This is a genomic window from Agromyces sp. Soil535 (assembly GCF_001428255.1).
Taxonomy (GTDB): domain Bacteria; phylum Actinomycetota; class Actinomycetes; order Actinomycetales; family Microbacteriaceae; genus Agromyces.
The window spans coordinates 136,112-162,090 of record NZ_LMRW01000002.1 but is presented as its reverse complement, the minus strand read 5'-3'; the positions used below and the strand labels follow the sequence as shown (position 1 = coordinate 162,090).

General features: G+C 67.9%; 27 protein-coding genes and 2 pseudogenes. 12 read left to right on the top strand and 17 right to left on the bottom strand.

What is annotated here, in order from left to right; translation table 11 throughout:
- Positions 1 to 228 precede the first annotated feature (228 nt).
- The gene (locus ASG80_RS04155) at positions 229 to 1,266 is read right to left on the bottom strand and encodes a LacI family DNA-binding transcriptional regulator (protein WP_200952487.1); all 1,038 of its coding nucleotides are present in this window, start codon (positions 1,264 to 1,266) and stop codon (positions 229 to 231) included.
- 192 nt (positions 1,267 to 1,458) lie between these two features.
- On the opposite strand from ASG80_RS04155, the gene ASG80_RS04150 reads away from it, so the two are divergent.
- The 3 genes and pseudogenes from ASG80_RS04150 to ASG80_RS04140 all read left to right on the top strand — a co-directional run bounded on the left by ASG80_RS04150 (position 1,459) and on the right by ASG80_RS04140 (position 5,364).
- Complete coding sequence (locus tag ASG80_RS04150; RefSeq protein WP_056728801.1) at positions 1,459 to 3,267, top strand: hypothetical protein; 1,809 nt, start codon at positions 1,459 to 1,461, stop codon at positions 3,265 to 3,267.
- A 45-nt stretch (positions 3,268 to 3,312) separates the two neighbouring features.
- Positions 3,313 to 4,506, top strand: coding sequence for an alpha-L-rhamnosidase C-terminal domain-containing protein (locus ASG80_RS04145; RefSeq protein WP_056728799.1), 1,194 nt, complete (start codon positions 3,313 to 3,315; stop codon positions 4,504 to 4,506).
- A 445-nt stretch (positions 4,507 to 4,951) separates the two neighbouring features.
- Positions 4,952 to 5,364 (top strand): annotated as a pseudogene (locus tag ASG80_RS04140) (PaaI family thioesterase).
- A gap of 270 nt (positions 5,365 to 5,634) precedes the next feature.
- Here the strand turns inward: ASG80_RS04140 and ASG80_RS04135 are convergent.
- Positions 5,635 to 6,279, bottom strand: a complete 645-nt coding sequence (locus ASG80_RS04135) for a DUF1992 domain-containing protein (protein ID WP_082589739.1) — start codon at positions 6,277 to 6,279, stop codon at positions 5,635 to 5,637.
- A 242-nt stretch (positions 6,280 to 6,521) separates the two neighbouring features.
- Positions 6,522 to 7,082, bottom strand: a complete 561-nt coding sequence (locus tag ASG80_RS24700) for a TetR/AcrR family transcriptional regulator (RefSeq protein ID WP_056728797.1) — start codon at positions 7,080 to 7,082, stop codon at positions 6,522 to 6,524.
- 70 nt (positions 7,083 to 7,152) lie between these two features.
- Between ASG80_RS24700 and ASG80_RS04125 the strand changes: the two genes are divergently transcribed.
- Positions 7,153 to 8,334, top strand: coding sequence for an NAD(P)/FAD-dependent oxidoreductase (locus ASG80_RS04125; RefSeq protein WP_162256592.1), 1,182 nt, complete (start codon positions 7,153 to 7,155; stop codon positions 8,332 to 8,334).
- 127 nt (positions 8,335 to 8,461) lie between these two features.
- Here ASG80_RS04125 and ASG80_RS04120 read toward each other — a convergent pair whose 3' ends face one another.
- The 6 genes from ASG80_RS04120 to ASG80_RS04095 are packed head-to-tail and all read right to left on the bottom strand — an operon-like array spanning position 8,462 to position 13,457.
- Positions 8,462 to 9,193: a dihydrofolate reductase family protein gene (locus tag ASG80_RS04120; RefSeq protein ID WP_082589738.1), complete on the bottom strand. Its 732-nt coding sequence runs from the start codon at positions 9,191 to 9,193 to the stop codon at positions 8,462 to 8,464.
- Positions 9,190 to 10,191 (bottom strand): lysylphosphatidylglycerol synthase transmembrane domain-containing protein, encoded by a 1,002-nt coding sequence (locus ASG80_RS04115; RefSeq protein ID WP_162256591.1) that lies wholly within the window; start codon positions 10,189 to 10,191, stop codon positions 9,190 to 9,192. Before ASG80_RS04115 ends, ASG80_RS04120 begins: the two co-directional genes overlap by 4 nt.
- Positions 10,191 to 11,006 carry a class I SAM-dependent methyltransferase gene (locus ASG80_RS04110; protein WP_056728791.1) on the bottom strand — a complete coding sequence of 272 codons (816 nt, stop codon included), beginning with the start codon at positions 11,004 to 11,006 and terminating at the stop codon, positions 10,191 to 10,193. The genes ASG80_RS04115 and ASG80_RS04110 overlap by 1 nt, the downstream gene beginning before the upstream one ends.
- Positions 11,003 to 12,085 (bottom strand): glycosyltransferase family 4 protein, encoded by a 1,083-nt coding sequence (locus ASG80_RS04105; protein WP_056728787.1) that lies wholly within the window; start codon positions 12,083 to 12,085, stop codon positions 11,003 to 11,005. Before ASG80_RS04105 ends, ASG80_RS04110 begins: the two co-directional genes overlap by 4 nt.
- Positions 12,086 to 12,090: 5 nt before the next feature.
- Complete coding sequence (locus ASG80_RS04100; RefSeq protein ID WP_200952486.1) at positions 12,091 to 12,492, bottom strand: 6-carboxytetrahydropterin synthase; 402 nt, start codon at positions 12,490 to 12,492, stop codon at positions 12,091 to 12,093.
- The gene (locus ASG80_RS04095) at positions 12,489 to 13,457 is read right to left on the bottom strand and encodes a zinc-binding alcohol dehydrogenase (protein ID WP_235508156.1); all 969 of its coding nucleotides are present in this window, start codon (positions 13,455 to 13,457) and stop codon (positions 12,489 to 12,491) included. The genes ASG80_RS04100 and ASG80_RS04095 overlap by 4 nt, the downstream gene beginning before the upstream one ends.
- 99 nt (positions 13,458 to 13,556) lie before the next feature.
- Here ASG80_RS04095 and ASG80_RS04090 point away from each other — a divergent pair, with 99 nt between their 5' ends.
- Positions 13,557 to 14,276: a CDP-alcohol phosphatidyltransferase family protein gene (locus tag ASG80_RS04090; protein WP_082589736.1), complete on the top strand. Its 720-nt coding sequence runs from the start codon at positions 13,557 to 13,559 to the stop codon at positions 14,274 to 14,276.
- A 38-nt stretch (positions 14,277 to 14,314) separates the two neighbouring features.
- Here the strand turns inward: ASG80_RS04090 and ASG80_RS04085 are convergent, their stop codons facing one another.
- Positions 14,315 to 14,716 (bottom strand): hypothetical protein, encoded by a 402-nt coding sequence (locus ASG80_RS04085; RefSeq protein ID WP_235508155.1) that lies wholly within the window; start codon positions 14,714 to 14,716, stop codon positions 14,315 to 14,317.
- A 108-nt stretch (positions 14,717 to 14,824) separates the two neighbouring features.
- Here ASG80_RS04085 and ASG80_RS04080 point away from each other — a divergent pair, with 108 nt between their 5' ends.
- From ASG80_RS04080 to ASG80_RS04075, 3 genes and pseudogenes are all read left to right on the top strand, one after another.
- Positions 14,825 to 16,405 (top strand): hypothetical protein, encoded by a 1,581-nt coding sequence (locus tag ASG80_RS04080; RefSeq protein WP_056728783.1) that lies wholly within the window; start codon positions 14,825 to 14,827, stop codon positions 16,403 to 16,405.
- A gap of 148 nt (positions 16,406 to 16,553) precedes the next feature.
- Positions 16,554 to 16,646: pseudogene (locus tag ASG80_RS24840) on the top strand (three-helix bundle dimerization domain-containing protein); the annotation flags it as partial.
- Positions 16,647 to 16,713: 67 nt separating this feature from the next.
- Entirely contained in the window at positions 16,714 to 17,154 is a 441-nt protein-coding gene (locus ASG80_RS04075; RefSeq protein ID WP_056728781.1) for an SRPBCC family protein, read from the top strand.
- A 118-nt stretch (positions 17,155 to 17,272) separates the two neighbouring features.
- Here ASG80_RS04075 and ASG80_RS04070 read toward each other — a convergent pair whose 3' ends face one another.
- Positions 17,273 to 17,887, bottom strand: a complete 615-nt coding sequence (locus ASG80_RS04070; RefSeq protein WP_235508154.1) for an isoprenylcysteine carboxylmethyltransferase family protein — start codon at positions 17,885 to 17,887, stop codon at positions 17,273 to 17,275.
- A 99-nt stretch (positions 17,888 to 17,986) separates the two neighbouring features.
- On the opposite strand from ASG80_RS04070, the gene ASG80_RS04065 reads away from it, so the two are divergent.
- A complete protein-coding gene (locus ASG80_RS04065) occupies positions 17,987 to 18,253 on the top strand; it encodes a hypothetical protein (protein WP_056728779.1) in 267 nt (88 codons plus the stop codon).
- A 165-nt stretch (positions 18,254 to 18,418) separates the two neighbouring features.
- Positions 18,419 to 19,480, top strand: a complete 1,062-nt coding sequence (locus tag ASG80_RS23345) for a cell envelope integrity protein TolA (protein ID WP_235508153.1) — start codon at positions 18,419 to 18,421, stop codon at positions 19,478 to 19,480.
- Between the two features lie 417 nt (positions 19,481 to 19,897).
- Here ASG80_RS23345 and ASG80_RS04045 read toward each other — a convergent pair whose 3' ends face one another.
- Both ASG80_RS04045 and ASG80_RS04040 read right to left on the bottom strand, forming a co-directional pair.
- Positions 19,898 to 20,761, bottom strand: a complete 864-nt coding sequence (locus ASG80_RS04045) for an endonuclease/exonuclease/phosphatase family protein (RefSeq protein WP_056728769.1) — start codon at positions 20,759 to 20,761, stop codon at positions 19,898 to 19,900.
- A gap of 95 nt (positions 20,762 to 20,856) precedes the next feature.
- Positions 20,857 to 21,054 carry a PLDc N-terminal domain-containing protein gene (locus ASG80_RS04040; RefSeq protein ID WP_235508152.1) on the bottom strand — a complete coding sequence of 66 codons (198 nt, stop codon included), beginning with the start codon at positions 21,052 to 21,054 and terminating at the stop codon, positions 20,857 to 20,859.
- A 256-nt stretch (positions 21,055 to 21,310) separates the two neighbouring features.
- On the opposite strand from ASG80_RS04040, the gene ASG80_RS04035 reads away from it, so the two are divergent.
- Positions 21,311 to 21,706, top strand: a complete 396-nt coding sequence (locus tag ASG80_RS04035; protein WP_056728765.1) for an SHOCT domain-containing protein — start codon at positions 21,311 to 21,313, stop codon at positions 21,704 to 21,706.
- Positions 21,707 to 21,856: 150 nt separating this feature from the next.
- On the opposite strand, the gene ASG80_RS04030 is transcribed toward ASG80_RS04035, so the two are convergent.
- The 3 genes from ASG80_RS04030 to ASG80_RS04020 form a co-directional block, all read right to left on the bottom strand.
- Positions 21,857 to 22,174: an SHOCT domain-containing protein gene (locus ASG80_RS04030; RefSeq protein ID WP_235508151.1), complete on the bottom strand. Its 318-nt coding sequence runs from the start codon at positions 22,172 to 22,174 to the stop codon at positions 21,857 to 21,859.
- 62 nt (positions 22,175 to 22,236) lie between these two features.
- Positions 22,237 to 22,677, bottom strand: a complete 441-nt coding sequence (locus ASG80_RS04025) for a DUF6325 family protein (protein WP_056728762.1) — start codon at positions 22,675 to 22,677, stop codon at positions 22,237 to 22,239.
- Between the two features lie 27 nt (positions 22,678 to 22,704).
- Complete coding sequence (locus ASG80_RS04020) at positions 22,705 to 23,097, bottom strand: SHOCT domain-containing protein (RefSeq protein ID WP_056728759.1); 393 nt, start codon at positions 23,095 to 23,097, stop codon at positions 22,705 to 22,707.
- Between the two features lie 257 nt (positions 23,098 to 23,354).
- Here ASG80_RS04020 and ASG80_RS04015 point away from each other — a divergent pair, with 257 nt between their 5' ends.
- Complete coding sequence (locus ASG80_RS04015) at positions 23,355 to 23,696, top strand: carboxymuconolactone decarboxylase family protein (protein ID WP_056728757.1); 342 nt, start codon at positions 23,355 to 23,357, stop codon at positions 23,694 to 23,696.
- A gap of 5 nt (positions 23,697 to 23,701) precedes the next feature.
- Here ASG80_RS04015 and ASG80_RS04010 read toward each other — a convergent pair whose 3' ends face one another.
- A complete protein-coding gene (locus tag ASG80_RS04010; RefSeq protein ID WP_056728756.1) occupies positions 23,702 to 25,951 on the bottom strand; it encodes a LuxR C-terminal-related transcriptional regulator in 2,250 nt (749 codons plus the stop codon).
- Between the last annotated feature and the right edge of the window lie 28 nt (positions 25,952 to 25,979).

Sequence of the window (25,979 nt, the reverse complement as noted above, 5' to 3'; positions counted from 1 at the left end):
GCGCACCGCGCCTGTCGGCGTCTCCGCGCGAACGAGCGGCCGCGTCATCCCTGCGGCCCCTTCAGCATCCCCAGCCGAGCCGCACCGTCCCTTGGCTGCCGGTGCACGCTGCCTGTCTCAGCGTGCAGAGTGGCGCGGATCGCGGCATGCTGCAATGCGGGGGAGCACACCGAGCGTGCGTCCACCGGTTGTGAGGGCGGGTACGTGAAGTGGGGTGCACCGCGAACCTCACGCGCCGACGCTCGATGCCCGCGGTACGAGTTCGGGTTCGAAGAGGAGGTGCCGGCTGGGCACCTCGGGGAGTTCACCCGGCCGCGCTCCGGCGACCAGGTCCATCTCCTCGAACAGCAGTTCCACCGCGGCCACGCCGAGGGATTCGGCTGAGACACGAACGGATGAGAGCGGCACTGCCGTTGACGCGGCAAACTCGTTGTCGTCGTACCCGATCACGGCGATGTCGGCCGGAATCCTGATGTCGGAGCTCGCGGCGAGGTGCTGAATCACACCGATCCCGAGGAGGTCGTTGGCACAGAAGACCGCGTCGGGTCGCGTGGACGCGGTTCGCTCGGCGATGCTCATCGCGACCCGGATCCCGGCGCGAACGCTCCGTTCCGGGACCTGGATGACCTCGAATGTCGCTCCACCGTGTTCCTCGATCGCCTTGAGCGCGCCCTGGAGGCGATCGCTCATCTGTCTGAGCTCGGGGGAGGTCGTCACGAAGGCGACCCTGCGACGGCCGATCTCCAACAGGTGCTTCACCGCCAGGTACCCGCCGAGGACGCTATCGGCTGACGACGAAGCCAGGTACGGGCTCGTCGCGAGGCGACCGCTGAGCACGCTCGGGGTGCCCCGTCGCTTGAGGTCGAGGAGCTCGGTCTCGACGTCGCCGAACGGAGCGACGATGAGTCCGCTCACGCGCTGCATCTCGAACAGGTCGATGTAGCTGAGCTCGCGCGCGGGTGACTCGTTGTCGTTCGCCATGAGCAGGTGCAGGCCCCGTTGCGCGACTTCGCGTTCGATGGTGTTCGCGATCGCCGGCGTGAACGCGCTCGTGAGCTCGAAGGCGACGTAGCCGATGACAGGATTGATCCCCGCACGCAAGCGGCGCGCGGCATCGTTCGGTACGAACTCGAGCTCGGCGACGGCCGCTCGGATCCGCTCCCGAGTCGCTTCCGAGAGTCGCGCAGGCTGGTTGAAGTAGTTCGACACCGATGAGGCCGAGACCTCCGCCGCCGCAGCGACGTCCTTCACTGTGACTTTGCCCACACACATATCCTTCCCGAAATGCCAGGCCGGAGGCTGACTTGTCTCGCTGGTCCTTGTCACGTTGCAACCTCTGGACCTTAACGCCCACATATTGCCGGTGAAGGGTTGGTAAATCGTTGCAATTCCTCTACAGTACGGATGAACGGGTTGAATCGATTCACCCGTGTTCATGTCCGTCTCAAAGGAGAGAGAATGCGCTCGAACACCATGGCCTCACCGCCGACAGTTGGATTGCCACCTCATCGGTTCGGGCGCTTCGCGCGAACCGGCGTCGTCGCGACGGTCGCCGCCGCGATGGCATTCACGACCATCGCGACCCTCCCGGCGGTCGCCGACGAGCAGCCCGCATGGCAGGACGAAGTCCTCGGTACCGGAGAGACGAGCCTCCAGCCCGAAGTAGTAGCCGGAACGTTCGGGAACGTGACGAACGCAGAGGCGCTCACCGCAGGGGGGAGCGGATCCGCCACTCTTACCTGGGATGGGGCCGGATTGGCTCCGTACGTCATCCTCGACTACGGACCTGTCGTCGGCGGCCTGCCGTACTTCACCATCGACTCGTCGTCCGGCGATGTCGGCGTCCGGACTGCCTACAGCGAGAGCCTGAAGTACGTCATCCGCATGAACGCATCGCAGCTCGTGAAGCCGGCTGCAGCAGGCGCGGAGACGGTCTACGTGACCAACACCACGCAGATGACCGTCGGGCAATCGCTCTTGATCGGAAGTGGTGACGAGCAGGAGACAGCGACGATCGTCGCCATCGGCCTGCCCGCCGTCACGACAACGTCGTTCGCTCCGATCGCTGCGGGGGCGACGAACGTCGAGGTGACGACGACGAACAACTTCCCGGTCGGCGCCGAACTGCTGATCGGCACGGGTGCCGCCCAGCAGTCCGTGACCATCACGGCGGTCGGAAGGACTTCGAGCCAGACGACGTTGGCGGCCGATGCGGCGGCTGGTTCGACCAATATCAAGGTCGCGTCCACCGCGGGCCGGCAGGTCGGGGACGTCCTCACGGTCGGTGGCGAGAGTGTCACGGTCACGAGCGTCGGTACGGCTGGCGCGGCAGGTACCGGTCTCGACGTGACCGCGCTGGCCGCGAACCATCCCGCGACCACGCCGGTCGTCTTCAACGGTTCCGGCCTCTCGTTCACCCCGGCCGTCACCGCGGCGTTCGATGCGGGCACCACGCTTCGGAATCCGCGCACGGGCGTGACGGTCAGCCCGCTCACGAAGGCGCACACCACGGACAGCCCAGTGACCAGCTCGCCGGGCAACGTCGTCGGCGACAATGCCGGTTACCTCGGTACCGGAGTCGGCTCGCCGCGCAACCGTGTCACGCAGGTCTCCGGCGCGGCGACCTACACCACGCAGGCAAACGCGCTGCAGGGCGGCATCCGATTCCACGCGGTGACCCTGACGACGCCCGGCACGGTTTCCATCTCCGAAGTGGGCGTGGTCTCGAAGTTCCCGAACCGTGGACCGGAGGACTACGCGGGCTGGTTCCTCTCCAGCGATGAGGTCCTGAACGACATCTGGTACACGGGCGCGTACACGGTCGACACCAACATGGTGCCGACGGGGGCGCAGAACAACAGCACCTTCCCGGTCATCCTCGACGGCGCCAAGCGCGACCGCCGGATCTGGGCCGGCGACCTGTTCAACGCAGGACGGACGACGTACACCGCCTTCGGGTATGGGGAAAACGGATCGGACTACATCCGGAACTCGATCGGGGTCCTCGGATCGCGCCAGGCGGCGAACGGGTCGGTGCCGGGGGAGTCGGCGAACTGGACTTCGGTTCCCGCGGTGGCCCAGTTCTACTCGACGGCCTACTCGATCTACTTCCCGGTCGGACTCGTCGACAACTACCGCTACACCGGGGATCTCGACTTCGCGAGCTCGCAGTACGGCAGGCTGAAGGCCCAGATGAACTACAACCTGGGGCTCACCAATGCGGATGGCCTCATCGTCACGACCTCTGGCAGCGACGGCCGTGACTGAGACTTCTACGACGGTGGACGCGCAGGAACCGTCACGGCGACGAACGTGCTGTACTACCGTGCCCTCACCGAGGCCGCCTGGCTCGCGGGCCACATGATCGAGAACGACTCGTCGAACCCCGACGCGGCCGCCTGGGCAGCCGACAAGGCCGACTGGGAGTCACGCGCCACGCAAGTGAACGCCTCGATCAACTCGACCCTGTTCGATGCTGAACGAGGCATCTACAAGATGTCGAACGTCGACACGAACAACCACTCGGGCAACGCCGTGCCGCAGGACGCGAACTCGATGGCGGTGCTGTGGGGCGTCGCTCCCGAGGAGAAGGTCGACGGCATCCTCGAATACCTCAAGAACAACCTCTGGGGTGAGCAGGGACCGCAGCCGTTCTCGGCCGACGCGAACAACTCGACGCTGATCAGCACCCACATCTCCGGATTCGAGCTCGCAGCCCGATACGAGGCGGGAAACACGGACGACGCCCTCGCACTGACCAAGAACCTCTGGGCGAGGATGGCGAACCCGAGCGATCCGTTCTACACGGGGGCGTTCTGGGAGAACCATCAGCAGAACGGCGACCTGACCGACGCGAACAAGAGCCTCGCGCACAGCTGGGCGAGCGGTCCGACCTGGAACATGTCGGCCTACCTGCTCGGCGTCAAGCCGGTCGAGCCCGGGTTCGAGACCTGGACGGTCAAGCCGCACCTCTCGGATCTCGATTGGAGCGAGGGCCGTGTACCCACCCCGAACGGCGACATCGACGTCAAGTGGTCGCAGGACGACGAGGACGTGATCGAGCTCGAAGTCGGCGTCCCCGAGGGCACGAGCGGCGAGGTTTGGGTGCCGCTGGCTTCGGAGGCCAGCGCCAGCGTCGGTTCAGAGGGCGCGACCCTCAAGGGCCGTGAGGACCGCTACGACGTCTACGAGGTGACCGAGGGCGGTGACTACTCGTTCACCTCCGCCGTGTCGATCAAGGCCGACACCCCGGTCATCGAGGGCACCCTCGCGCTCGGCGGCACATTGACCGCGACCGGTGACTGGTCGCCGGCCGACGCCGAGCTCACGTACAACTGGTTCCGGATCGGCGCCCCGACTCCGATCCAGTCCGGTCCGTCGGACACGTACGTGCTCACCGAGGACGACAAGAATCGCCGGATCTACGTCGAGGTCACGGGCTCCTTCGGAAGCCTCCCCGCTGTGACGCTCCGGAGCGAGACGACCGACAAGGTGGCCAAGGAGTGATGCCAGTGTCGTGAGTCGGCATCAGTGGGTCCCCTCTTCGGAGGGGCCCCACTGATGCACCCGGATGTCCGCGCTCGAGTTCGCGCGGACTCTGACCGTCGAGCGGACTCGCATCCACACGGCATTTGCTCGGATCTTCGCCCAGCACGACCTGCTGATCTGCCCGACGACCCCGACGACCACGTTCCCGCACCCCGCCGAGCACGGATATCCCGGCGACATCGGGGTGTCCAGCTCAGCGCGCCCGGAGATCGACAACCAGCGACTCACCGAAGCCATCTCGCACGCAGGGTATCAGCGATCACCGTCCCCGCCGGATGGGATTCGGAAGGCCTCCCGGTCGGTGTGCAGATCGCAGCGGGCCACGGCAGGGACGCGCAGGTGCTGTTGGCGGCAGCCGCGATCGAAACGGCGTGGCCGTGGGCCATGAAGCGGCCGGTGCTGGATGAGGCGCGACAAACGAACCGCCGGTGAACTCGCAGCAAAGCTCGGCATCCAGGTACTCGAATTGAGTTCCGAGAAGGTCGTCGCAACAATGCCTGTCGCCGGCAATCGCCAACCGATCGGTGTGCTGCACGGCGGCGCGCACTGCGCCTCGCGGAAACACTCGGATCGATGGCCGCAAATGCGCACGCCGGTGCGGGCTACGCCGCCTACGGCATTGAGCTCTCGGCAAGCCACCACCGCTTCGGCACCGAGGGTCTTGTCACGGCGACCGCCACGGCCCTCACACTCGGGCGCACGCTCTGCACCCACGAGGTCGTTGTCAGGGACGATCACGAAAGGCGATTGAGCACCGTGCGGATCACCAACATCATCAGACCCATCCATCGCCCCAGCACCTCTGACGCGGACTGAGCAGCCACGCCAACCGGCACGGCACGGACTAAACCGCCCGTTCGGTGGATGCTTTGGGGTAACACCTGGGTGCCCTCAGATCGCGGACGACATCGATGCAGCGAGTGAGCGGCTCAACACTCCAGCTCGGGCATTACGTAGTGGGGTCTGCTGCACGGATTGATGACAGTTTCGGTCAGGCCGCCGAGGGCCGGGGCTTGGTGATGATGGTCTCGAACCCGATGAGTGTCAAACGGCCGGGGCGGGCATGTCGGCGGCGCGTTGGGCCGGTCAGCTTCGCGATCGAGACGTGCGGCGCCGACGGCGTCGTTCGCGCCAACCCGGGGCCGCCTCTTCAGCACGCTGTCGCTCCTGCTCCTCGGTGGCACGGTGCGCTCGTTCGAGACGCCGTTCGTGCCAGGCTCGCACCGTGTGATCGGGGTCGCGGAGCTGCGTCACCACCGGCGGGCCGCCGAGGAGCTGACGACGCGCCTCTTTCACCCGAAGGTTGAAGTCGTCGATTGCGGCCCGCACGTCCTGCTCGCGGTGCATGCCGTCGAGCCGGTCGTCGAGCGCTGCATCCTCGGTGCGCAGGGTCAGCGCCGGCGGGCCGAGCCCGGTCAATTGCTCCGATTCGATCTTGCGGCGGATCCACCAGTCGGGATCGTGACGACCGTTCAAGCCGGGCAGCGGCTTGCCCGCGCCGGGCAGGTTGTCGAACTCGCCGCGGCGGATCGCCTGCTGGATGGCCGTCTCGACGTAGGCGGCCCGATCGGCGGCTGTCGGGGTTGCGGATGCCACAGGCTCCGGCTCCGGCTCGGCGGACGCGTCGTTCGCCTCGACCGGCACGCCCTCGCCGGCTGATCGGGCTTCGAGCGCTCGGTCGAACTGCTCGAGTCGATACTGCGACACCTTGCGTCGAACGTCGTCGGACATGTGGCTTCCTCCCTCCATCCACGCTACGTCTTGGCCACGCCGTCGTCGACGTCACGCCTCGTTCATCTGCCATTCGGTGTTCATCTGCAGCAGTACCGGCGGCATCGAAGACGCCGGCCACCGCGCAGAGGTCGTGATGGACGAAAGGGGCGCGGCACGGCGTCCTTGACGCCCCCGGACGCCCGAGGGAGTTCTCGCAGCTTGGGAGCGATCGCCGTTGACTCGGTCAAGCTGGCGTTCGCTTACAGCACCGATAACGCCTGGGAGGCCTCACGTTCCGTCAGCATGGCGTCAGGGGATACCAGCCAGACCAGGAAGGCGCCATTGATGGCCACCATGTAGGTCTTGGCGAGGGCTCGGGCTGTCGCGGAATCGAGGTCGTTATGAACGTCTTGCAGTATCTGCGCCATCGCGCTGATTGACTGGTCGATCGCTTGCGGGGCGAAGTTGCTCGCGTCTGGGGATCGGGCTGTCCGGATCACGTTCTCTGCCGACGCGAGAAGTACCGACCTCTGCGCGGCGAATATCTGCGGGAGCATCCCGCAGAAGCGGGCGTACGTCTCACCCATTGACGTTCCTGGCGCGATGAGGCGGATCGTTGCGTCGATCCAGGTCCCGAGTTCATCGCCAACTGCCTCCGTGACCGCTTGTGCCAGCAGATTCTCTTTGCTGCCGAAGTGATAGCCGATCGCCGCCAGGCTCACGCCGGCGGCAGAGGCGATGTCTCTGGCGGAGGTCTTCGCGTAGCCGCGCTCGAGGAGACACGCTCGGGCGGCGGTGAGGAGTGCTTCACGATTGCCCATGGTCGCATCCTATCGGGAACTTGAACGATCGTCTTGAACATTCGTCTTATACGGCTGTACTATGCGAACCATGAAAAGGCCCCGGATCGTCATCAGCGGAGCCGGCATCGCCGGCAACGCCCTCTGCATCGCCTTGAATCGACGCGGGATCATCCCGACGATCATCGAACGGGCCGACCGGCCGCAACCGGGCGGGCACACGGTGGACCTCCGTGGCAGCAGTCAGGACATCCTCCGCGAGTGGGGCATGCTCGAAAGCGTGCACGCCCTCGCCGTACCGGAGGAACGCATGGTGGCGATCGGCCGCGGGGGAAGGCGGCTCTGGAGCATGCCGGCGGCTTCCGGCGCAATCGTCGCCGACCTGGAGGTCGGGCGCGAAGATCTGAACGACGTACTGAGGCAGGCCGGGGACGCGAATAGCCGCTTCGGCGAAGAGATCATCAGGTCCTCACTGACTCAATCAGGCGTGCAGATCGAGACGAGTAGCGGACGGACGATCGATGCCGATCTCCTCGTCGCCGCAGAGGGCACGCATTCGGCGCTGCGAGCGCGAATGTTCCCCGAGTCGAGCCTGGCCTATCTCGGCGGCTACATGGCATTCGCCCCCGTGCCCTTTCCGCCTGATTTCCACGGGGAGATGCGCGTGTATACCGCGCCGGGCGGCGTCATGGTTGCCATCCGACCCGGCCGCGCGCACGGCCACGCCATCGTCGCGATCCGCGCACCGCGCGTCCCCCAGATCGAGCGGGACACCTCAGCCCAGCGCAAGTTCGTCGTCGAGCACATCGGCCGCGCCGGTATCAGCGGTGACTGGCACGTGCCCTCAATACTCGACGCGAGCCAACACGATCCCGGCTTCCACTGCGACGCGCTGCTCAAGGTAAGCGCACCGACGTGGCACAGAGAGCGAACCGTTCTCCTCGGCGACGCAGCATGGTCCGGTTCACCGCTGACCGGGCGCGGAACGGCGATGGCGATCATGGGTGCCGAAGCACTCGCGGATGCCATCGCGCGACGCCCGCATGATCTCGACTCCGCATGCCGGGACTACGAAACCAGGATGCGTCCGCTCCTTCGCTGGAGCCAACGCGACGCGAGCCCACGAACGCTGCGCGCTTGGGCCCCCGCATCCGCGGGCGAGATCCTCCTCAACACCATCTTCATGCGCACCCTGACCCGCACCCCCCTCCGGACACTGCTCACACGTCCTGACGGCGGAAACCTCCCACGCCCGGTGCACGCAGCCAGTTAGGACTACTCACCTTCTCCACCGTGCCGGGCTCAGGGCGCCAGCTTCCCCGCACCAGCGCTGTTCGAACTCGTCGGCGCGGAGCTGGTCGGACCGGCGACCCTCTCCATCCTCACCACGCGCACCGAGCTCAAGCGGGACGTCCCGTTGATCGGCCGGGAAACGAACGACCGGGTGTGGCGCAGCGCTCGGACAGTGCATACCTCAGGAGAACCATGTCGCCGACTTGACGGCTCTCGGCGAGGGGCGCGTGGCGGTCGGGATTCCACGGGAACGTGCCGTCGCCGATCAACCGAGGAGCTCGCCGGTCGCCGACGAAGAACGGGGCGATGGCCAACTGGAGTTCATCGACCAGGTCGGACGCCAGGAACTGCGTGAACACGGTTCCGCCGCCTTCGACCAGGAGCGTGCGCACGCCCCGGTCGTTCAGGTCGCTGACGAGATCGGCCACGGTGACCTCTTCACCCAACCCGACGACGGTCGCACGATCACCGAGCCGGTCGCGGATGCCCCGAGCCGCCGATCGCGGGCAATAGACCAACTTCTTCGTGTCTCCGGAAGTGAAGAACTTCGACTGCGGATCGAGGTCACCGGTTGCCGTCACGGTCACCTTCCAGGGCGACGGCGACAGGCCTTCGGCTTCGCGTCGACTCCGTCGCTCCTCGCTCCGCACCAGCAGTCTCGGATTGTCGGCGCGAACGGTACGTGCTCCGACCAGGATGGCGTCGCAGTGTGCCCGTACCTCGTCGACCCGATCGAAGTCCGCCGCGTTCGAGAGGGCGAGGCGCGGTGGGGAAGCGGTGTCGAGATACCCGTCGATGGACATCGCAGCGCTGAGGATCACGTACGGCCTATCGATCACGATCTCGCCTCTCGGTGAGCGCCGGCGAGCAGGACAGCAGGTGCTGGTGCGGGGGCTCGAACGCGACGGACAGTGGACAGCACGGCGAGGACGAGACCCGGGGCGACGGCGATCATCGCGAGGACGCCGAAGAGGGCGGATGCTGCGACGCCCGTGGAGGCGCCGAGACCCGCCACGGCGAACGTCCAGCCGGCGATTCCCTCGCGCGGACCCCACCCGCCGATGTTCAGCGGGATGGATCCGGCGAGCAGTACGACGAGCGCGATGGCGGCAAGGCGGAGTGGCGGCACGCGTGCGCCGACCGCGCCGACCGCGACGCCGAAGGTCACGAGGTGGCATGCCACCACCACGATCGAGGCGACGACGACCTGCACGAACGCACCGGGGGATCCCACGCCTGCCGAGAGCTCGTCGAGCTCCCGTCTCATCGCGCTTCTCACTCGGACGCCCGCTGCGGTCGTTGCGAGCGCTGCGAGGACGAGCACCGTGAGGCCGATGCCGAGCGTCGAGAGCAGATATCCCTCGAACTCCAGACCGAAGCACGCGAGGACGATGACCGCGAGCGCGATCTGCACCAGCTGCCCCATGGTGCGCTCGATGACGACGGCGCGAGCGGCCTGCGCGACGTTTCCCGCGTTGCGTCCCTGCGTGAGAGCACGCTGGACGTCACCGACCACGCCGCCAGGAAGCACCGTGTTGAGGAACTGCGACCGGTAGTACATTCCGACGGCCTCGGGGAAGGGGACGCCGACGCCGAGTCGCCCCGCGATGACGCTCCAGCGCCAGGCCGCCGCGGCCGTGGCGGTGGCGGAAAGCGCGAACGTGGCGGCGATCACGCGGAGATCGATGCTGAACAAGCCGTGCAGGAACGGCCCAGAGCCGACCTGGGCGACGACCGCGATCAGCACGCCGACGCCGACGAGCACGTGGGTGGTGAGGCGGAGCCACCTCGATGACAGGACCGTGCGTACCCGGGGTGCGCTCGTCGACGCGGACATCACGGCCACGCCAGGAGGTCGGTGTGGACGACGACGGCGGAGAGCGCACCGCGGCGCAATTGTGACGAACGTAGAGCGCGGTACTCCGCACCTTCGACCTGGAGGTCGGCGCGCTGCTCGAGAGCCGCATCGAACCATCCGTCGAACCACTGGTCGAGGAGGCGAGGATCGTGATCGCCGAGCCGCCAGAAGGTGGCGGCAGGTCGAATGTTCCAGCCGGCCTCGAGGAACAGGCGTTGCGCGAGTGCGGCGCCGGAGAGCCCGACGAGCCGGCGCCCGCCCACAAGGCGTTGCTGGTGTGCGTTGAACGAGGCCTCGAACACGTCGTCGCGAGGATCCCGGGGGTCGAGGCGGACCTCGCCGGTCACGCTCAGGCTCAGCAGCACGGGGCACCCGACGGCGACGCAGGCCTGGACGACGGCGCGTATCTCCTCCGCCGTCAGCACATCGAGCAACGCGGAAGCGGTTACGAGAGAGGCCCCGCCGAGATCGTCGGGATCGAGGTGCGCGAGCTCCCCGCTGCGCGTGCGGACCGAGACCGGTCGTCGTCCACGATCGAGCGGGACGACGCCGATCGCCGCACGCTCGACGAGGTTCGAGTTCCAGTCGTGCAGGACCCATGTCTGCGGACCGGGCAGAAGCGGCGCCAGCCATCGCATCATCGAGCCCGTTCCGCTTCCCAGGTCATGGATCACGATCGGACCCGGTCCCAGCCTGCGCGCTGCTGCGAAGGCGAGTTCGTGGGACCGGGCGCGCGCATCCTCCTGTTCGCGAAGCGCCAGCCAATCGCTGCTGACCTCGATGATCTCGCTCATCCGGCGCCCCGCCGCTCGTATCCGATGACGTCCATCGCCGGACGGACATCGCTCAGCACTGCGGCGGCGATCCCCGCGGACTCATCCCAAGTTCGCGTCACGGTGCGCGAGCGCAATGCCTCCGCCTTGAGCGCAGCACGCCAACGGGGGTCCTCCCGCCATTGCCGCAGGACTGCACGCAGCGCCCCCGGATCATTCGATGGAGTGAGGATTCCGGCCTTGCTGCCTGCGATCGCCTCCGGTATTCCGCCGACGCGTGCTGCCACGACCGGGATGCCCCGAGCGAGCGCCTCGGCGACGACCATGCCGTAGCTCTCCGCCCGCGAAGGCGCGACGACGAGGTCCGCGGCGCGGTACGTGTCCGCGAGTCGCTGATCGGTGAGAACCCCGATGAGTCCGACCCGCTCCGAGAGCGAGGCGGACCGAATCGCGGCAGCCGTCCGGATCGCGAAATCGGGGTCGGCGTTGAGCGAGCCCACGATCGAGCAGGTCCAATCGGGCAGATCGGTCATGCCCGCCAGCGCTTCGACGAGCACATCCTGTCCCTTGTGGGGGGCGACAGCGCCGACGCAGAGCAGGTGGCCGCCCGATGCGGATCCGGTCGCCGCCGGTACCGCGTCGGTGCCCGGACGAGCGACCGTGATCCGATCGGGCTCTGCGAGCGCGCGGGCGATGAGTTCGGAGCGGGTCCACTCGCTGGTCGTGATCACACGTCGCGCTGCATTCAGGGCCTCGCGCTCGCGTTCGGCCGTTCGCGCGTCGTCCTGGATCCCGGGCAGGGCACTGGCGGCCATATGCGCCAGCACGACGATCCGAAGACGTGTCGAATGCGCGTCCAGCACCTCCGATGCCGCGACGGCGATCAATCCGTCGATCAGCACGAGAGCGTCGCGAGGGAGAGCGGACATCGCGTGCGCCACGTCCTGCACGCGGTCCCCTGCAACGAGGACCATCCGTACGTCCAGGCCCCGTGCTCGCAGCCCTTCGCTGATGCGCCGGTCGTAGACGTTGCCACCACTGACGCGCTCATCATCCTCGATGCCCTCGGGCACGAGGAAGTGCACGGCCGCGTCCGTCATCCCATTCACATCTTCCGCTCGTAACTCGCCCACGCGACGTGGGACTCGTGGAGGGTGACCTCGATCGACGACAGACGCCCGCCGGCTGATCCGAGCCGTCCATCTGCGGCACGCTCGGCGAGGCGGTCGGCGATGACCCGGCACAGTCGTTCCGTCGTGGTGTTCATTCCGGCGAACTCCGGTTCGTCGTCCAGATTGCGATAGGTCAGCGAACCCGTGATCTGGCTGAGCGCCTCGGCCGCGCGTCCGATGTCGATGACCACGCCATCGGAGTCCAGTTCGCTCGCACGGAACGATGCGTCGACGATGAAGGTCGCGCCGTGCAGACGCTGCGCTGCGCCGAAGGCCTCTCCGGAGAAGCTGTGGGCGACCATCATGTGGTCTCGCACTGTCAGGGTGAAGGTCACGAGGCGTCCTTCCAATCGATCGTATGGCAGAGCTCCGCGCTCCGCTCGGTTGCGAGCCCCGCCATCACCGCGGGAAGGTCACTCCACGGGGAGTGGCCCGTGAGCAGCGTGTCGAAGGCCGCGTCCTGCAGAAGCTCGAGCGCGAGCGTCAGCCGGTCGCGAGTCGTGCGCGTTCCTCGCCGGCGTCGCGCCACGGCACCCACCTGGCTCGACCGGATGGTCAGGCGGCGCGAGTGGAAATCGGCACCCAGTGCGAGCGTCACCGGCCGGTCGCCGTACCAGCTGGCCTCGATCACCTCCCCGTCGGTCACGACGGACTCGAGTGCGAGCTGCAGCCCCGCCTCCGACCCGCTCGAGTTGATGACCAGATCGCGGTTTCCCGGCGCGTCGCCTGGTTCGGCGAATCGGACGCCGAGTCGATCGGCGACCTCGTGACGCGACGTGTCCACATCGACGAGCACCACGTCGAGTTCGGGGATGCCGCGGATCAGTCGTGCGATGCAGCATCCGATCATGCCGGCGCCCACGATCGTGACCCGGTCTCCGATCAGGGGGGCGGCATCCCACAGCACGTTCACCGCGGTCTCGACCGCCCCGGCGAGCACCGCACGGCGGGCGGGCACGCCGCGGGGGACGGGGACCACGGCATCAGCGGGAACGACGAAGGCGGATTGGTGGGGGAACAGCGTGAAGACGGTGCGGCCGCGGAGCGCTTCCGGCCCGTGCTCGACGACTCCGACGTTGAGATAGCCGTACTTCACCGGGCCCGGAAAGTCGCCCTCCTGGAACGGCGCGCGCATCCGCTCGTGCTCGCTGATCGGCACGCGACCCAGAAAGACCGACGCCTCGGTGCCGCGGCTGATGCCCGTGAAGCTGGTGCGCACGAGAACATCGCCCTCGCCCGCACGAGCGATCGGCTGCCGGTGCAGGGCCCCGATGCCGGGCTCGTCGATCCAGAAAGCCACGGCCTCAAGCAACGGTACTTCTCCTTCGGTGAACCATCCGGCGATCTCCTACGTGTACATGAATATGCTCCGTGTGATGCTCCCTGACAAGGACACGTGATGGCGATCAAGGAGGTTCAACTCGCACCGATCGGGTTGGCCGTACTCGGTGCGGCGGGCGTGGCGGCGATCTGGGCCGTCGACGAGCTGCCGGCGATCGGCTGGTTCGCCGCGCTGGCGTATCTGACGGCGAGCAACGCTCTCCTGCTCATCGCGCTGCGACGCCGGCGTACACCGCGTCTCGGCTCGGCGAATGTCGTCACGGCGACGAGATCGGCATTTGTCGCGATCATCACCGGACTGGTCGCCGCCTCCTTCGTCGCGCCGATCTCGGCGCCGCTCCTGATCGGCCTGGTCGTCCCGGCGCTCGCCCTCGACGCCGTGGACGGGTGGGTCGCGCGTCGTACCGGTACCACGACGGAGCTCGGCGCTCGTTTCGACATGGAGGTGGATGCGTTCCTCCTCGTCGTGCTCAGCGCGTACGTGGCACAGATCCTCGGGCCCTGGGTGCTGGCGATCGGTCTGATGCGCTACGTCTTCGTCGCCGCCGGATGGATGCTTCCGTGGCTTCGCGCGCAGCTCCCGCCCCGTTACTGGCGAAAGGTCGTGACGGCCGTCCAGGGGATCGCCCTGGCACTTGCGGCATCTGGCCTGATCCCGGAGCTCGCCGACGTGCTCGTCGGAGTCGCACTGGTCCTGCTCGTCGAATCCTTCGGCCGGGACGTGGTGTGGCTGGCGCTTCGAAGCCGCTCTCGGCGAGCCGAGGTGGGTGCATCGTGACCGATGCCCCCGCCGGCCCGCGCGGGGAGGACGCGCGATCATGCCGCCCGCGGGGAGCGGACCACGAGCAGCGTGGTGATGGCGAGCACAACGATCCCGATCGACTCGACGACGACCGTCTCCGGGACGAGGGTGAAGCTCCACGTCTCGGTGATGCCGAACAGCCCGACGGTCAGGGCGAGAATGAGTGCCAAGAGGGTCGCGATGACGAACAGCAGGCTCAGGACGGTGGTGAGAATCAGGAGCCGTCCGCGGAAGGCGAGCATCCCGATCGTGAGAAGGAGGCCCGCGATGGCGTTCAGCACGAACAGCACGCCGAGCACGCCCCCGACGCCGTCGAAGACGAGGAAGAGATGAATCCCGCCGACCGCGAGAAGGACGATCGCGCTGAGGATCCGCATGACCCACAGAACGACCCGGTTGTTTCCAGTCATGTTCATACCCGCTTCCGATCAATGCCTCCGGCGGAGACGCTAGCAGTGACACGAGACAGCGGAGGAAAGAGTTCAAACGGGCGGAGACTCCGGGTGCGCGGGAGGATCTCGCTGGTGGTCGCGATCCTTCTCCTCGTCGTGGTGCCGCTCGTGCCGGGAGCGCTCGCCGATGGCTCTCCGGCACCGCTCATCGGGCTTCCCGCGGAGTCGATCGTCGTGCTGCTCCTGCTCTGCATGCTTCCCTGGCGTCCCGCACGCGTCGTCGTCGCGGTCGGCTTCGGTGTCGTCATCGTCATCGCTCTCGTACTCGCCGGGATCGACTCCGGCTACGAGGCAGTGCTCGACATCCCATTCGATCCGCTCGACTGGCAGCAGCTGGGCGACGCGTTCGGGGTCGTTCAGGGCTCCATCGGCGGTGCCGCCGCGAGCGGGTTGGTCGTGCTCCTCGGGGTCACCGCCGCAGGGTTGATCGTCGCGCTCTCGTGGGCCGCTCTTCGCGCGGGCGCAGCCGTCAGGCCCGATCGCGTGCACGGAACGATCGTGATCTCGACGGTCACCGCGGCATGGATCATCGCCGCTCTGACGGGCTCCCAGCTGGTGGCGGGTCAGCCGGCCGCGGCGGCCGCTTCTCTGCACGCGATCACCGCGTCAGCCTCCCGCGCCGCCGCAGGGCTCGCCGCGCTGGCCGAGCTGTCGCAACAGATCGCGACGGACCCCTACCGTGACACACCCGGTTCCGACCTGCTGACCTCGCTGAAGGGCAAGGACGTCGTCTTCGCCTTCATCGAGAGCTACGGCAAGGTGGCCGTGCAGGGATCCGGCTTCTCGGGGGGTGTGGACCAGGTGCTGCGCGACGGCGAGGCCCAGCTCCGCGCCGACGGCTACGCATCCCAGAGCGCCTTCCTCACCTCTCCGACGTTCGGGGGTCTCAGCTGGCTCGCGCACTCGACCTTTCAGACCGGGCTGTGGGTCGACCGGCAGCCGCTCTACAGCAAGGTGATCCGGAGCGATCGATTCACGCTGAGCGAGGCATTCGGAAGAGCCGGATGGCGCACCGTCAGCGTCGTCCCGTCGAACACGGAGCCGTGGTCGTTCGGCACCTCGTTCTACCACTTCGACACCCTTCTCGACGCGAACAACGTCGGCTATCGGGGGCCGTCCTTCGGGTATGCGCGGATCCCGGACCAGTACACCTGGAAGTACTTCGCCGACCACGAGCTCGCCGGGAACCACCAGCCGGTCATGGCGGAGATCGACCTCGTCTCCTCGCACACGCCGTGGGCGCCGCTCCCGGAGCTTGTGCCCTGGTCCCAAGTCGGCGACGGTTCCGTGTTCGGGCCCCAGCCCGCGCAGGGGCAGTCGGCGACCGTCGTCTGGCAGGACCCGAATAGGGTGCAGCAGGCGTACGCGCAGTCCATTCAGTATTCGCTCGGCGCGATGTTCTCGTTCCTGCACAACACCGACGACCCGAACCTCGTGCTCGTGGTGCTCGGCGACCACCAGCCGGCGACGATCGTGAGCGGGCAGGGTGCCAGCCACGACGTGCCCATCAGCGTCATCGCGAAAGACTCGACCGTCTTCGAGTCGATCGAGGGATGGCAGTGGCAGGACGGGGTGCTGCCAACGCCCGACGCGCCCGTCTGGCCGATGAGTGCGTTCCGCGATCGATTCCTCGACGCCTTCGGCGCTGGATGAGACCGGTGAGCCGGTCTCGGGCACTGGGTCTTCGCCCGCCGACGAAACGACGAGTGCCGAATAGCCGCAGTCGAGGCGGCGCGGCGTGATCGAGAGCGGATGATCGTCATCGACGAGCACGCCGCCGCAGAAGTGCCCTGGCGTCGAGCGTGCCGAGATCGAGAAGATCGTGGCAGAGGAGCATCAGGCCTTTGATGGCCATCCCGTTCGTGATTTCGTGCCCGTTCACGTGGAGAAGAACGCGAGAAGCGAGTCAAGCACCTCTCACGACACCAAAATTCATCGAGTAGGGAATAAGCTGGTGGGCGATGGAACCCATCACGATTCAGATCGACATCGACCGCCCGCCGGCAGAGGTCTACACCTACACCGCCGACCCGACGCACTTCCCAGAGTGGCAGAAGGATGTAGCTGCGGTAAGGGTCGTCAGCGGAGCGCCGGGCAGCGAAGGCTCGACCTTCGACACGATCCGCCACTTCGCCGGCGCCAGCCAGACCATGACCCAGGAGGTCACTGAGGCCAACCCGCCGCTGCGCTGGTCCTCGCGCGGCATCAACGGTGCGATCAAGGCGAACGGGACGTTGAGCTTCCAGCCGCTCGATGATGGCCGCCGGTCGCGCGTGACCTTTTCGATCACGTACGACTCTGGCCTCTTGGGCAAGGCAATCATCCCGCTCGTCGTGCGCCAGACCAAAGCGGGCGCGCCGAAGAGCTTCCAGCGACTGAAAGAGATCCTGGAAGGCTCCTAACCCGCAGGAGTCGGCGCGGCAAGCCATTGCCATGCGATCTCGCAAGAGCAAGACGTTCGTCGTTTCGACTGCCTCGGAGCCACCACCCTCGCGTGTCGGGCGGCCCGCGGGCGCGCCATCACGCCCGCCACGGCGTGAGCCGCGGCCACCAGCCCGGGACGTTGCGCCGGTAGTCGAGGTACTGCTCGCCGTAGGTGCGGGTGAGGGTCGGCTCCTCGTAGCCCTTCACGAACGCGACGACCGCGGCGAGGGCAATCCCGGCGTAGAGCACGAGCCACCAGCTGCCGAACAGCAGCGCCTGGCCGAGGATGATCGCGAGCACCGCGAGGTACATCGGATTGCGCACGAAGCGGTAGACCCCCGTCACGACGAGCGTCTCGGTCGGAAGGACCGGAGCGGGCGTTCCGCGGTGCAGGGCGAACAGCGCGAAGGCGTGCAGGAGGAAGGCCGCCCCGACAGCGATCGCGATCCAGGCGATCGGCACGACGACCCAGGCCGCGCCGCCCCAGTCGTACCACCGCCAGCCGGAGATGAGCCATGGGATGAAGCCCGCGACGACGCCGGGCGCGAGGAAGAGGAAGACGATCGTCCCGATCCAGGCGCGTGCGGACGAGGCTGCCTGGGCTATGCGCGTCAGGCTAGCCGGATTCCTTCGACCGCGCGAGGAGGCGGAGCGTTTCAGACATGCGCGAGCGGGAGTAGAGGCCTCACTCCCGCGAGGGGCCGTGCTCACGCCCGGTGTTTGGCGGTTCATGAGCAGAATGACCGGGCGCTGTAGGCCCTTCGTCCTGTTCCGGTGGGCGTGTAAGGCATTCGAACGTATGTTCGAGTCATGCGATGGCACCCGATCCTCGCTGCGGACGAGCCCGAGCCGGGGCACTGGCGGCTCATCGACGCCTACGACCGCGAGTACGGTCGTGTGACAATCGTCCGGCTCGATGGTGAGATTCGATATCGGGCGGAGTTCCGCAACGCGATGATCGGCTATGGCACGACGCTACGCGGAGCCTGCGAGCAGGTGCACATGGCCTTCATCCGGTCGCACGGTCCAGCATCGTTCCAGGGCTACCCGACCTTCGACTCCTACCGTCGCTCGTAGCTCTGAAGGCTTCGATCACGCCGCGCCGCTCCCTCGCGGTGGCGTGGCGGGCTCGAGCGCCGGGATGGCACCAAAGAGGGTGCACGTGCTCGCCGCGAGCAGCACCGGGGGATTTTGGAGGGTGTGCGCCGCTAGGTTTGCGGCATGTCGGATTTCTGGGGCGACGTGCTCCCCAACTGGATCGCTGCTGTCTCGACTCTCGGTGCGCTCATCGCGGCGTCGATCGCCGGGCGGTATGCCGCGAAGGCCGCGCACTGGACGAGCGAGCAGGCCAAGGCGGCGGACAGGCAAGTCGCCACGCAAGAGGAGGCGCTCGCGCTGGCGAGAGGGCAGACGGAGGACGCCAGAGCCGCCACCGAGCGCCAGCGCGCTGAGAGCGCACGCGTCGAACGGAACCTCGAGGAGCGTCGACTCGATGCGCTCGCGCCCGACGTGCTCGCTACGGCGCGCCCGGAGAAGACCGGGCCCCGTGGTGAGTTCGGCGTCGAGGTGCGTCGCGGCTACCGGGGGTGGTCCCTGATCGACAAGCCCGTCGAGTTCGAGCGCGACGACTCCACGGTGATGTTCCGACAGTGCGTGGTGGTCACGCTCGAGAATGTCTCGCGTGTGCCGGCGAGGGTTGACATCGTCGACCCGTACCGGGGAATCCTCGAGTACGCGGGCCGACCGCTCGAGGGCGGGTCACCCGTATGGGTCATGCCGAGGACGTCCGTGGAACTCGTCTGGCGCCGGGTGGTATCGCTGTGGTCGCTCGTCGACGGCGAGGACGTGGTCGACCCGTTCGGCCACCTGTTCTCCGTGGAGCTCTGGGCGCGTGACGTCGGGATGAACGTCCGCAACCCGTACAGGTTCTCCAGGAGGGTGATGGACGTCGAAGTCGACGGCACGCGTGTGATCGTCGGCTCGGTGCCGCCCGAGGGGTGGAGAGACCGCGTCGCCTTCCCCCTGCCGCGTGTTTATGAGCGTCTCGAGGCGGCGGAGGTTGCCGAAGAGGCGCCGATGAGGGACGGTCTTGACCACCGCATGTCAGCTGAGGGTCGGCGGTGGCAGTCGGACCTCGGCCGCATGGGGCCGGCCCGTGAGGAACCTCATGCTGCATCCCGCGAGCAGGGCGCCGAGACCGCCGACGAGCAGGTCTCCGATCGAGTCCTGATAGCCGACGTAGATCTCACCGTCGATGAAGGTGTGCCCGAACCACTCGAAGATCTCCCACAGCACGCCGAGTGACAGCCCGAGCGCGGTCGTCATCACCGCGGCCGAGAGCATCGGGCGCGGGAGTCTCGCAGCGTCCGCCAAGACGCCGAGCCGGACGAGAACGATGTAGCACACGGCGGCGTAGAGTCCGTTGGTGAGGAAGTGGATCGGGAGGTCCCACCAGCGCGTCGTGATGTAGATCTGCAGCACGCTGCTCCAGACAGCGACGAGTGTCACGACGCCGAACGCGATGTCGAAGCCCGGTCGAAGGCCCAGCACGCGCGGGACGAGCATCGCGCCGAACACGATCGCCAGGCTCACGCCCGAGAGTGGGCCCCATCCGACGGCTGCGACGACGATGCAGACGGTGGCGAGCACGCGCAGCGCGTCGGCGACCACCTCGGCGGCTCCCTCGGGAGCCCGCAGGAACGTCCGCATCATGGCGAAAGACTAGACGGTCCGAACGCCAGCCGAACGGCCGCCGTACCGCAGCACCGCCTGCACGGGTTCGTGGTCGGATGCCGCTCTGCCGTCGAACCGCACCGCGTTGATGCCCGTGCTCACCACGTCGACTCCGTGCCCCACCAGGATGAGGTCGATGCGTTTGCCGCCAGGGCGGCGCCGCCGGTAGTTCGGGAAGGTGCCCCATTGCGGCGTCAGGCGGTCGACCGCCGTCTCCCACGCGTCCCGGAGCACGCCCTCTGCCGTCAGCCGACGGTAGACGGCGGAGTCCACGTCGGCGTTGAAGTCGCCGCCCACGACGATCGCGGCGTCGGGCTCCGCTGCGCCCGCGGCCCGTACGAGGGTGGCGATGTACGTTGCCGATTCGAGCCTCGACCGCCGCGAGAGGTGATCGAAATGCGTGTTGAACGTGAGCAGCCGTGTCCCGGTCGCGGTATCGGTGAAGGCGCTCGACACGACGACGCGGCGCGTCAGGTTGCCCCACGTACGAGACCCGATCTCCTCCGGCGTCGCGGACAGGGCGCGCTGTTGCCAGGCGGTGAGTTCCAACCGCCCGGCATCGTAGAAGATAGGGCACCGCTCTCCGCGGCCGGAGGGATTGCGGCCGAGCCCCACCCAGCGGTAGCGCGGGCCGAGGGCGTCTGCGACGAACGCGACCTGGTCGGCCAGTGCCTCCTGAACGCAGAGGAGCGTCGGCTGCTCCGCGGCGAGGATGCGTCGGACCAACTGGATCCTGGTGGCCCACTGGTCGGGATTCCCCGGCCGGAGGTGGGGAACGCGCCGACGAATGTTGTAGGTCATCACGTGCAGGTCGGGGGCGGCCACCGGTCCGATCAGCGCCGCATCCGTCATGCGCCCAGCGTAGGGCCGCGACGTGCCATGCGAGCGGATTGCGGGGGCCGCCCGTCAGGTCTGCGTACGCCCCTGACGAGGTTCCCTGGTCGGGGTCAGGACGCCCTTCGCCGCCCGAACGCGAAATACGACAGGGGCCCGATGAAGTTCACGGCGATGATCGCGGCCCACAACGCCTTCGGCCCTTTGACCTCGGCCGCCGGGCGCTTCGCGAGGTTCACCCACGCGGTGACTGCGAGCGAGAGTTGCACGGATGCCGCGACGAGCAGCCACGTCCGCTGTCGACTGTTCATGTCGCTCCAACGTCGAGTCGCCATCGTCTCCGCCGTTCGTCGTCTCACGAGGGGATGTCTCCCACCTGTCACGATAGTCCGCCCGCACCGCCGGCGGCTTGGCCGTGCCGACGAAATCCGATCCGCATCCTCGACGGCGAGCTCGCGGCGCGCGGGCACGCATTCGCGGGTGAAGAGGGGTCTCCGCGAGTAGGTTGTGCGATAGACGGCCCGATGTGGGGGCCGCCCTGGCTCCACGACCGCGAAAGGAACTCCGATGACCTTCTTCTCCGGCGTCTGGGACGTGTTCTGGTTCTGCTTCTGGGCGTTCGCCTATGTGGCGTACCTCTTCGTGCTCGTCTACATCATCATCGACGTCTTCCGCGACCACTCGTTGAACGGCTGGCTCAAGGCGGTCTGGCTGCTCTTCCTCGTGTTCGTGCCGTTCCTGACGGCGCTCGTCTACCTGATCGCGCGCGGAAAGGGCATGGCGGAGCGCGCCGAGAGGCGTCGGCCGGAGATCGTGGAGTACTCCGAGCAGGAGGTGCGGTCGGTCTCGTTCGCGAGCCCCTCCGACGAGATAGCCAAGGCGAAGGCGCTGCGCGACCAGGGCGTGATCTCCGACGGCGAGTACGAGGCCCTGAAGCGGAAGGCGCTCGGCGAGAAGTTCTGAGCGTTCCGACCGGATGCCCCGAATGCGGACCGCTTTCAGGCGACGCGGGCGGCCAGCCGACCGGCCAGCGCCGCAGCAGGTTCGGGCGGCATACGAAAGCCGGTCGCGCGTCCCCCGATGCGCGACCGGCCTCCCTCACCGAAGGTCGATCTAGCCGAGCAGCTTCGCCTTCGCGTTCGCGAACTCCTCGTCGCTCAGCACGCCCTGCGCCTTGAGGTCGGCGAGCTGCTGGAGTTGCGCGACGACGTCGGGTGACATCGCGCCGGATGCGGGCTGCGCCGCGGCCGGCGCTGCGGCCTGCTGCTGCGCCACCGCGTCAGCGGCCGCCTGCTGCATCGCGGCCTGCTGCTGCTGCGCCTCGTACTGCTGCGCCTCGGCCTGCTCGTTCGCCTTGGCCTGCTGCTTCGAGGAGACGGCACCGCTCACCGCGGTCGCCGTGCCCGCAACCACAGCCGTGGTGGCGGCCATGCCGATCAATCCCCGTCGGCCCATCCTTCTCATCATCGGCATCGGTCTGTTTCCTTCCTTGCTCAGTCCTCGATGAGCGCGCCGGCGGCGCGCGCCTCTTCGACCACCGCATTGACCACGGGTGCCGGGATCCTTACGGAGTCCACGACGAACCCGTCGGCCTCGAAGAGGCGGGAGGCGAGCTCCCTCGCCCAGGTGAGCTCGACGACGAGCAGGAGCGCCGACGTGCCGAGCGGCAGGCGGCCGCTGAGCTCCTCGAGGTCCTCGTGCGAGGCGAGTCCGCTCGCGGCGAGGTCGATCTCGCCGATCTCGATGCCGGCTTCGTCGAGCTCCACCCAGTCGATCTCGCCATCATCGGAACGGGTGACGTACACGAGGTCGAGCAGGCGCACGGTCCCGGCATCCGCGAGGTCGAGGATCGCGTCGAGCACGCCCGCCTTCGGCCGATCGCCCTCGAACGCCGCCAGGACGAGCTCGACGGGCCCGAATTCCAGGTCGGTCATGGTTCGCCTTTCCCTGATGGCCGCAATCTACGAGGCCTGCAGCGCCTTGGCCTTCAGCGCGTCGAACTCGGCCTGCGAGATAGTGCCGGCGTCGAGCAACTGCTTGGCCTTCTCGATCTCCGCAGAGGCCGAGGAAGCTGACGAGCCCGCCACGCTGCGGATGTAGTCGGCGTTCGCGGCCTGCGCATCCATGGCCCTTGCGGCATTTCGCTCCGCCATGCCGCGTCCACGGGCGATCAGGTAGATGAACGCGGCGAGGAAGGGCACGAAGACGAGGAACAGCACCCACAGGGCCTTCATCCAGCCGTTCAGCGTGTGGTCGCGGAAGATGTCGATGATGATCGTGATGAAGATCCAGATGCACGCGATGATGACGTAGAACCAGAAGAGCCACACGAGGAAGTCCCAGAAGGTGTTCATGACACGGCCTTTCGCTCAGGAGGTGCCGGTCGACGCCGGCGTCTGGTCGCACGCTATGCCCGCGGCATCGACGTCGCATCACGCAGATCGGATGAATCGCCCGCACCGCTCGCGCTCCCGGTTCTCGGTCGTCGGCGGCCCCCGGGACCGAGCCGCCGGACGACCGATGCCCCGATTCATCCCATCTGCGTGATGCGCCCTTCCGCGATTGCGCGTGCACTTGGACGTAGCTTCGCTCGACGTGGAAGGAGGTCGCCGTGGACTACAGGGACCGGCTGCGGCGACTCGCGATCAACGACGAGCGGATCGCGGAGGACGACCTCGACGACCTCGGCGTCGCGCCCGATGGGCTGGATGCGAGGTCGCTGGCGCTCGCGCGGATTGCGGCCCTCGTCGCGGTAGGTGGCGCCGAGCCGTCGTTCGGTTCGCAGGCGGATGCCGCGGTGAGCGCCGGGGCCACGCCGGCCGAGATCGTCGATGTGCTGGTCGGCATCATCCCCGTGGTCGGGCTTCCTCTCGTGGTGGCGGCGGCCCCGAAGGTCGCCATGGCCCTCGGCTACGACCTCGACGACCCGCAGCCCGCATTCGGCGACGCCTGACGGGGCTACGCCCCGAGCAGGCCCAGCGCCATCGCGCGCTCGACCGCCTCGCTGCGCGCCGACACGCCCAGCTTGCGGTAGATCGAGCCGACCTCGGAGCTCACGGTGTTGCGCGAGACGAAGAGCCGATCGCCGATCTCGCGGATCGACAGGTGCGTCTGCAGGTAGGGGAGCAGCCGGAGCTCGGCGGGCGTGAGCGGAGGACCGCCGGCCGACCCGGGGTGCTCGATCGACGACACGAACTCGCGGAAGTCGGACACGTCGTCGACGAGAGTGCCGAGCGCCGGCCGGTACAGCAGGATGTCGTCCGCCTCGCGCAGCAGGTGACGGGCCGTCGCGTGGTCGGCAAGCGTCCAGTACACCTTCGCGAGTTGCAGGCGCACGCGCACGGCGATGAAGGGGATCGCGTACGTGCACGTCGGCCGTGCCCGCATCGCCCTGGTCAGCTGGCGATGCGCATCGACGAGGTCGCCTCTATGGACGGCGAGTCGCGCCGCCTCCGCGAAGGCGAGCACCGCAGTGGCGTAGTCGTGCATCCGATGCTGCTCGATCGTCGCGAGCGCCGTCTGCACGTGGTCTGCGGCCTCCGCCCATCGGCCGTGATCCATCGCCATCACCGCGAGCTCGGACTCACTGACGACGAGCACGCTGCTGTCCCTTGCGGCGGCCGTGACCGAGCATTCCGCGAACGCGGCCTCCGCCTGGTCGGCGTCGCCCGCGAGGAGCAGCGCCTCCCCGAGGAGGGCGAACGCCTGGTCGCGCCACGGGCTCCACGTCGGCTCGGCCGCGACCGCGAACCCGGCGTCGGCGAGCGCACGCTCCGGTCCATCCGCGCACATCATGGCTCGGAGCATCGCGCGCGCGGAGGCGAACGACGCGGAGCCGTCGGCGGGCGTCCCATCGTACGACGCGGCCTCGAGCACGGCCGCCCACCGGTCGGCGTCGTCGGTGTGCCCGGTGAGGGCGCTGATCCAGCCCGCGAGGACGGCGAGCGGCGGGTACGCCGCGATCGCGGGGTCGCCGAGCGCGGAGAACCACCGCTGCAGCGTGGTCAGCTGGCCCGCCTGATAGGTCGCGAGCGCAACCGTCGCGACCAGGTGGGTCGCCCTGATCCGCTCCGTCGAGTTGTCGAGCAGGTGCTCGATCGCCATCGCCGGTGAGCCGTTCTCCTCGAACCAGTCCGCCGCCTCGAGATGCAGGTCGGCGATCGCATCGGGTTCGACGCGCCGGAGCTCGCCGAGCAGGAACTCGCGGAACAGGGAATGGTAACGGTACCACTCGCGGTGACGGTCGAGGGGGACGAGGAACACGTTCGACGCCTCCAGCTCCCGCAGCATCTCCTGCGCATCGCTGCTGCCGAGCAGGGCGTCGCACAGCGACGCGGAGAACCTGTCGAGCACGGCGGTGCGGCGGAGGAATCGCTGCTGCTGCTCGGTGAGCTTGGCCAGGGATTCGCGATAGAGGTAGTCGGCCACGTACCGGTCGTCACCGGACACCGAGAGCGGATCATCACCGCTGTCACGGGCGATGGCGGCGGCCAGGAAGAGCCCGACGGGCCATCCCTCCGTGCGTTCGACGACTTCGGCGGCATCGTCGGCGCTGAGGCTGACCTGCGCTTCGGCGAAGATCTGCCTGGCGCCGGCGGCGTCGAGGGCCAGCTCGGACGCCGTGATCTCCAGCGCATCACCCGACGCCCGGAGGCGCGGCAGGTGCGGCTGTTCGGCACGGCTCGCCGCCACCACCTGGGAGCCGTGCGGAACTCCCGCCAGCACGATGCTCAGCACGTCTTGGCATGCGGGCGACCGGATCTCATGGAGGTCGTCGAGCATCAGCACGAATGGCGCGGGGGAGGCCCGGAATGCGGAGGCGAGCAGCGGCGCTGCACGTCCGAGCGCGGAGAATCCGTGGCCGCGCACGTCGACGGGCAGGTGGTCCATCCCCGGCGTGATCCGGGCGAACGCGGAGGCGAGCAGGGTGAGCAACGCCCCCGGATCGTCGTCGAACCGGTCCAGCGACACCCATCCCACGGGACGTTCCTCGGCATGGGCCCACTCGGTCAGCAGGGTCGACTTGCCGTACCCCGCCGGCGCGGTGACGCCCACCACCCGCCGCTCGCTCGAACGAGCCGAGTCGATGAGCGCCGCGCGACTGACGGAGCCACGGGCCGGAGGCTCCGGGACTGACAGCTTCGCGTCGAGCAGCAGGAGATCGAGCTCGACTTCCGACGTGATCCCCCCCGGAATTTCCTCGAACACGCTCGAAGCCTAGTGATGCGCCGTGAGG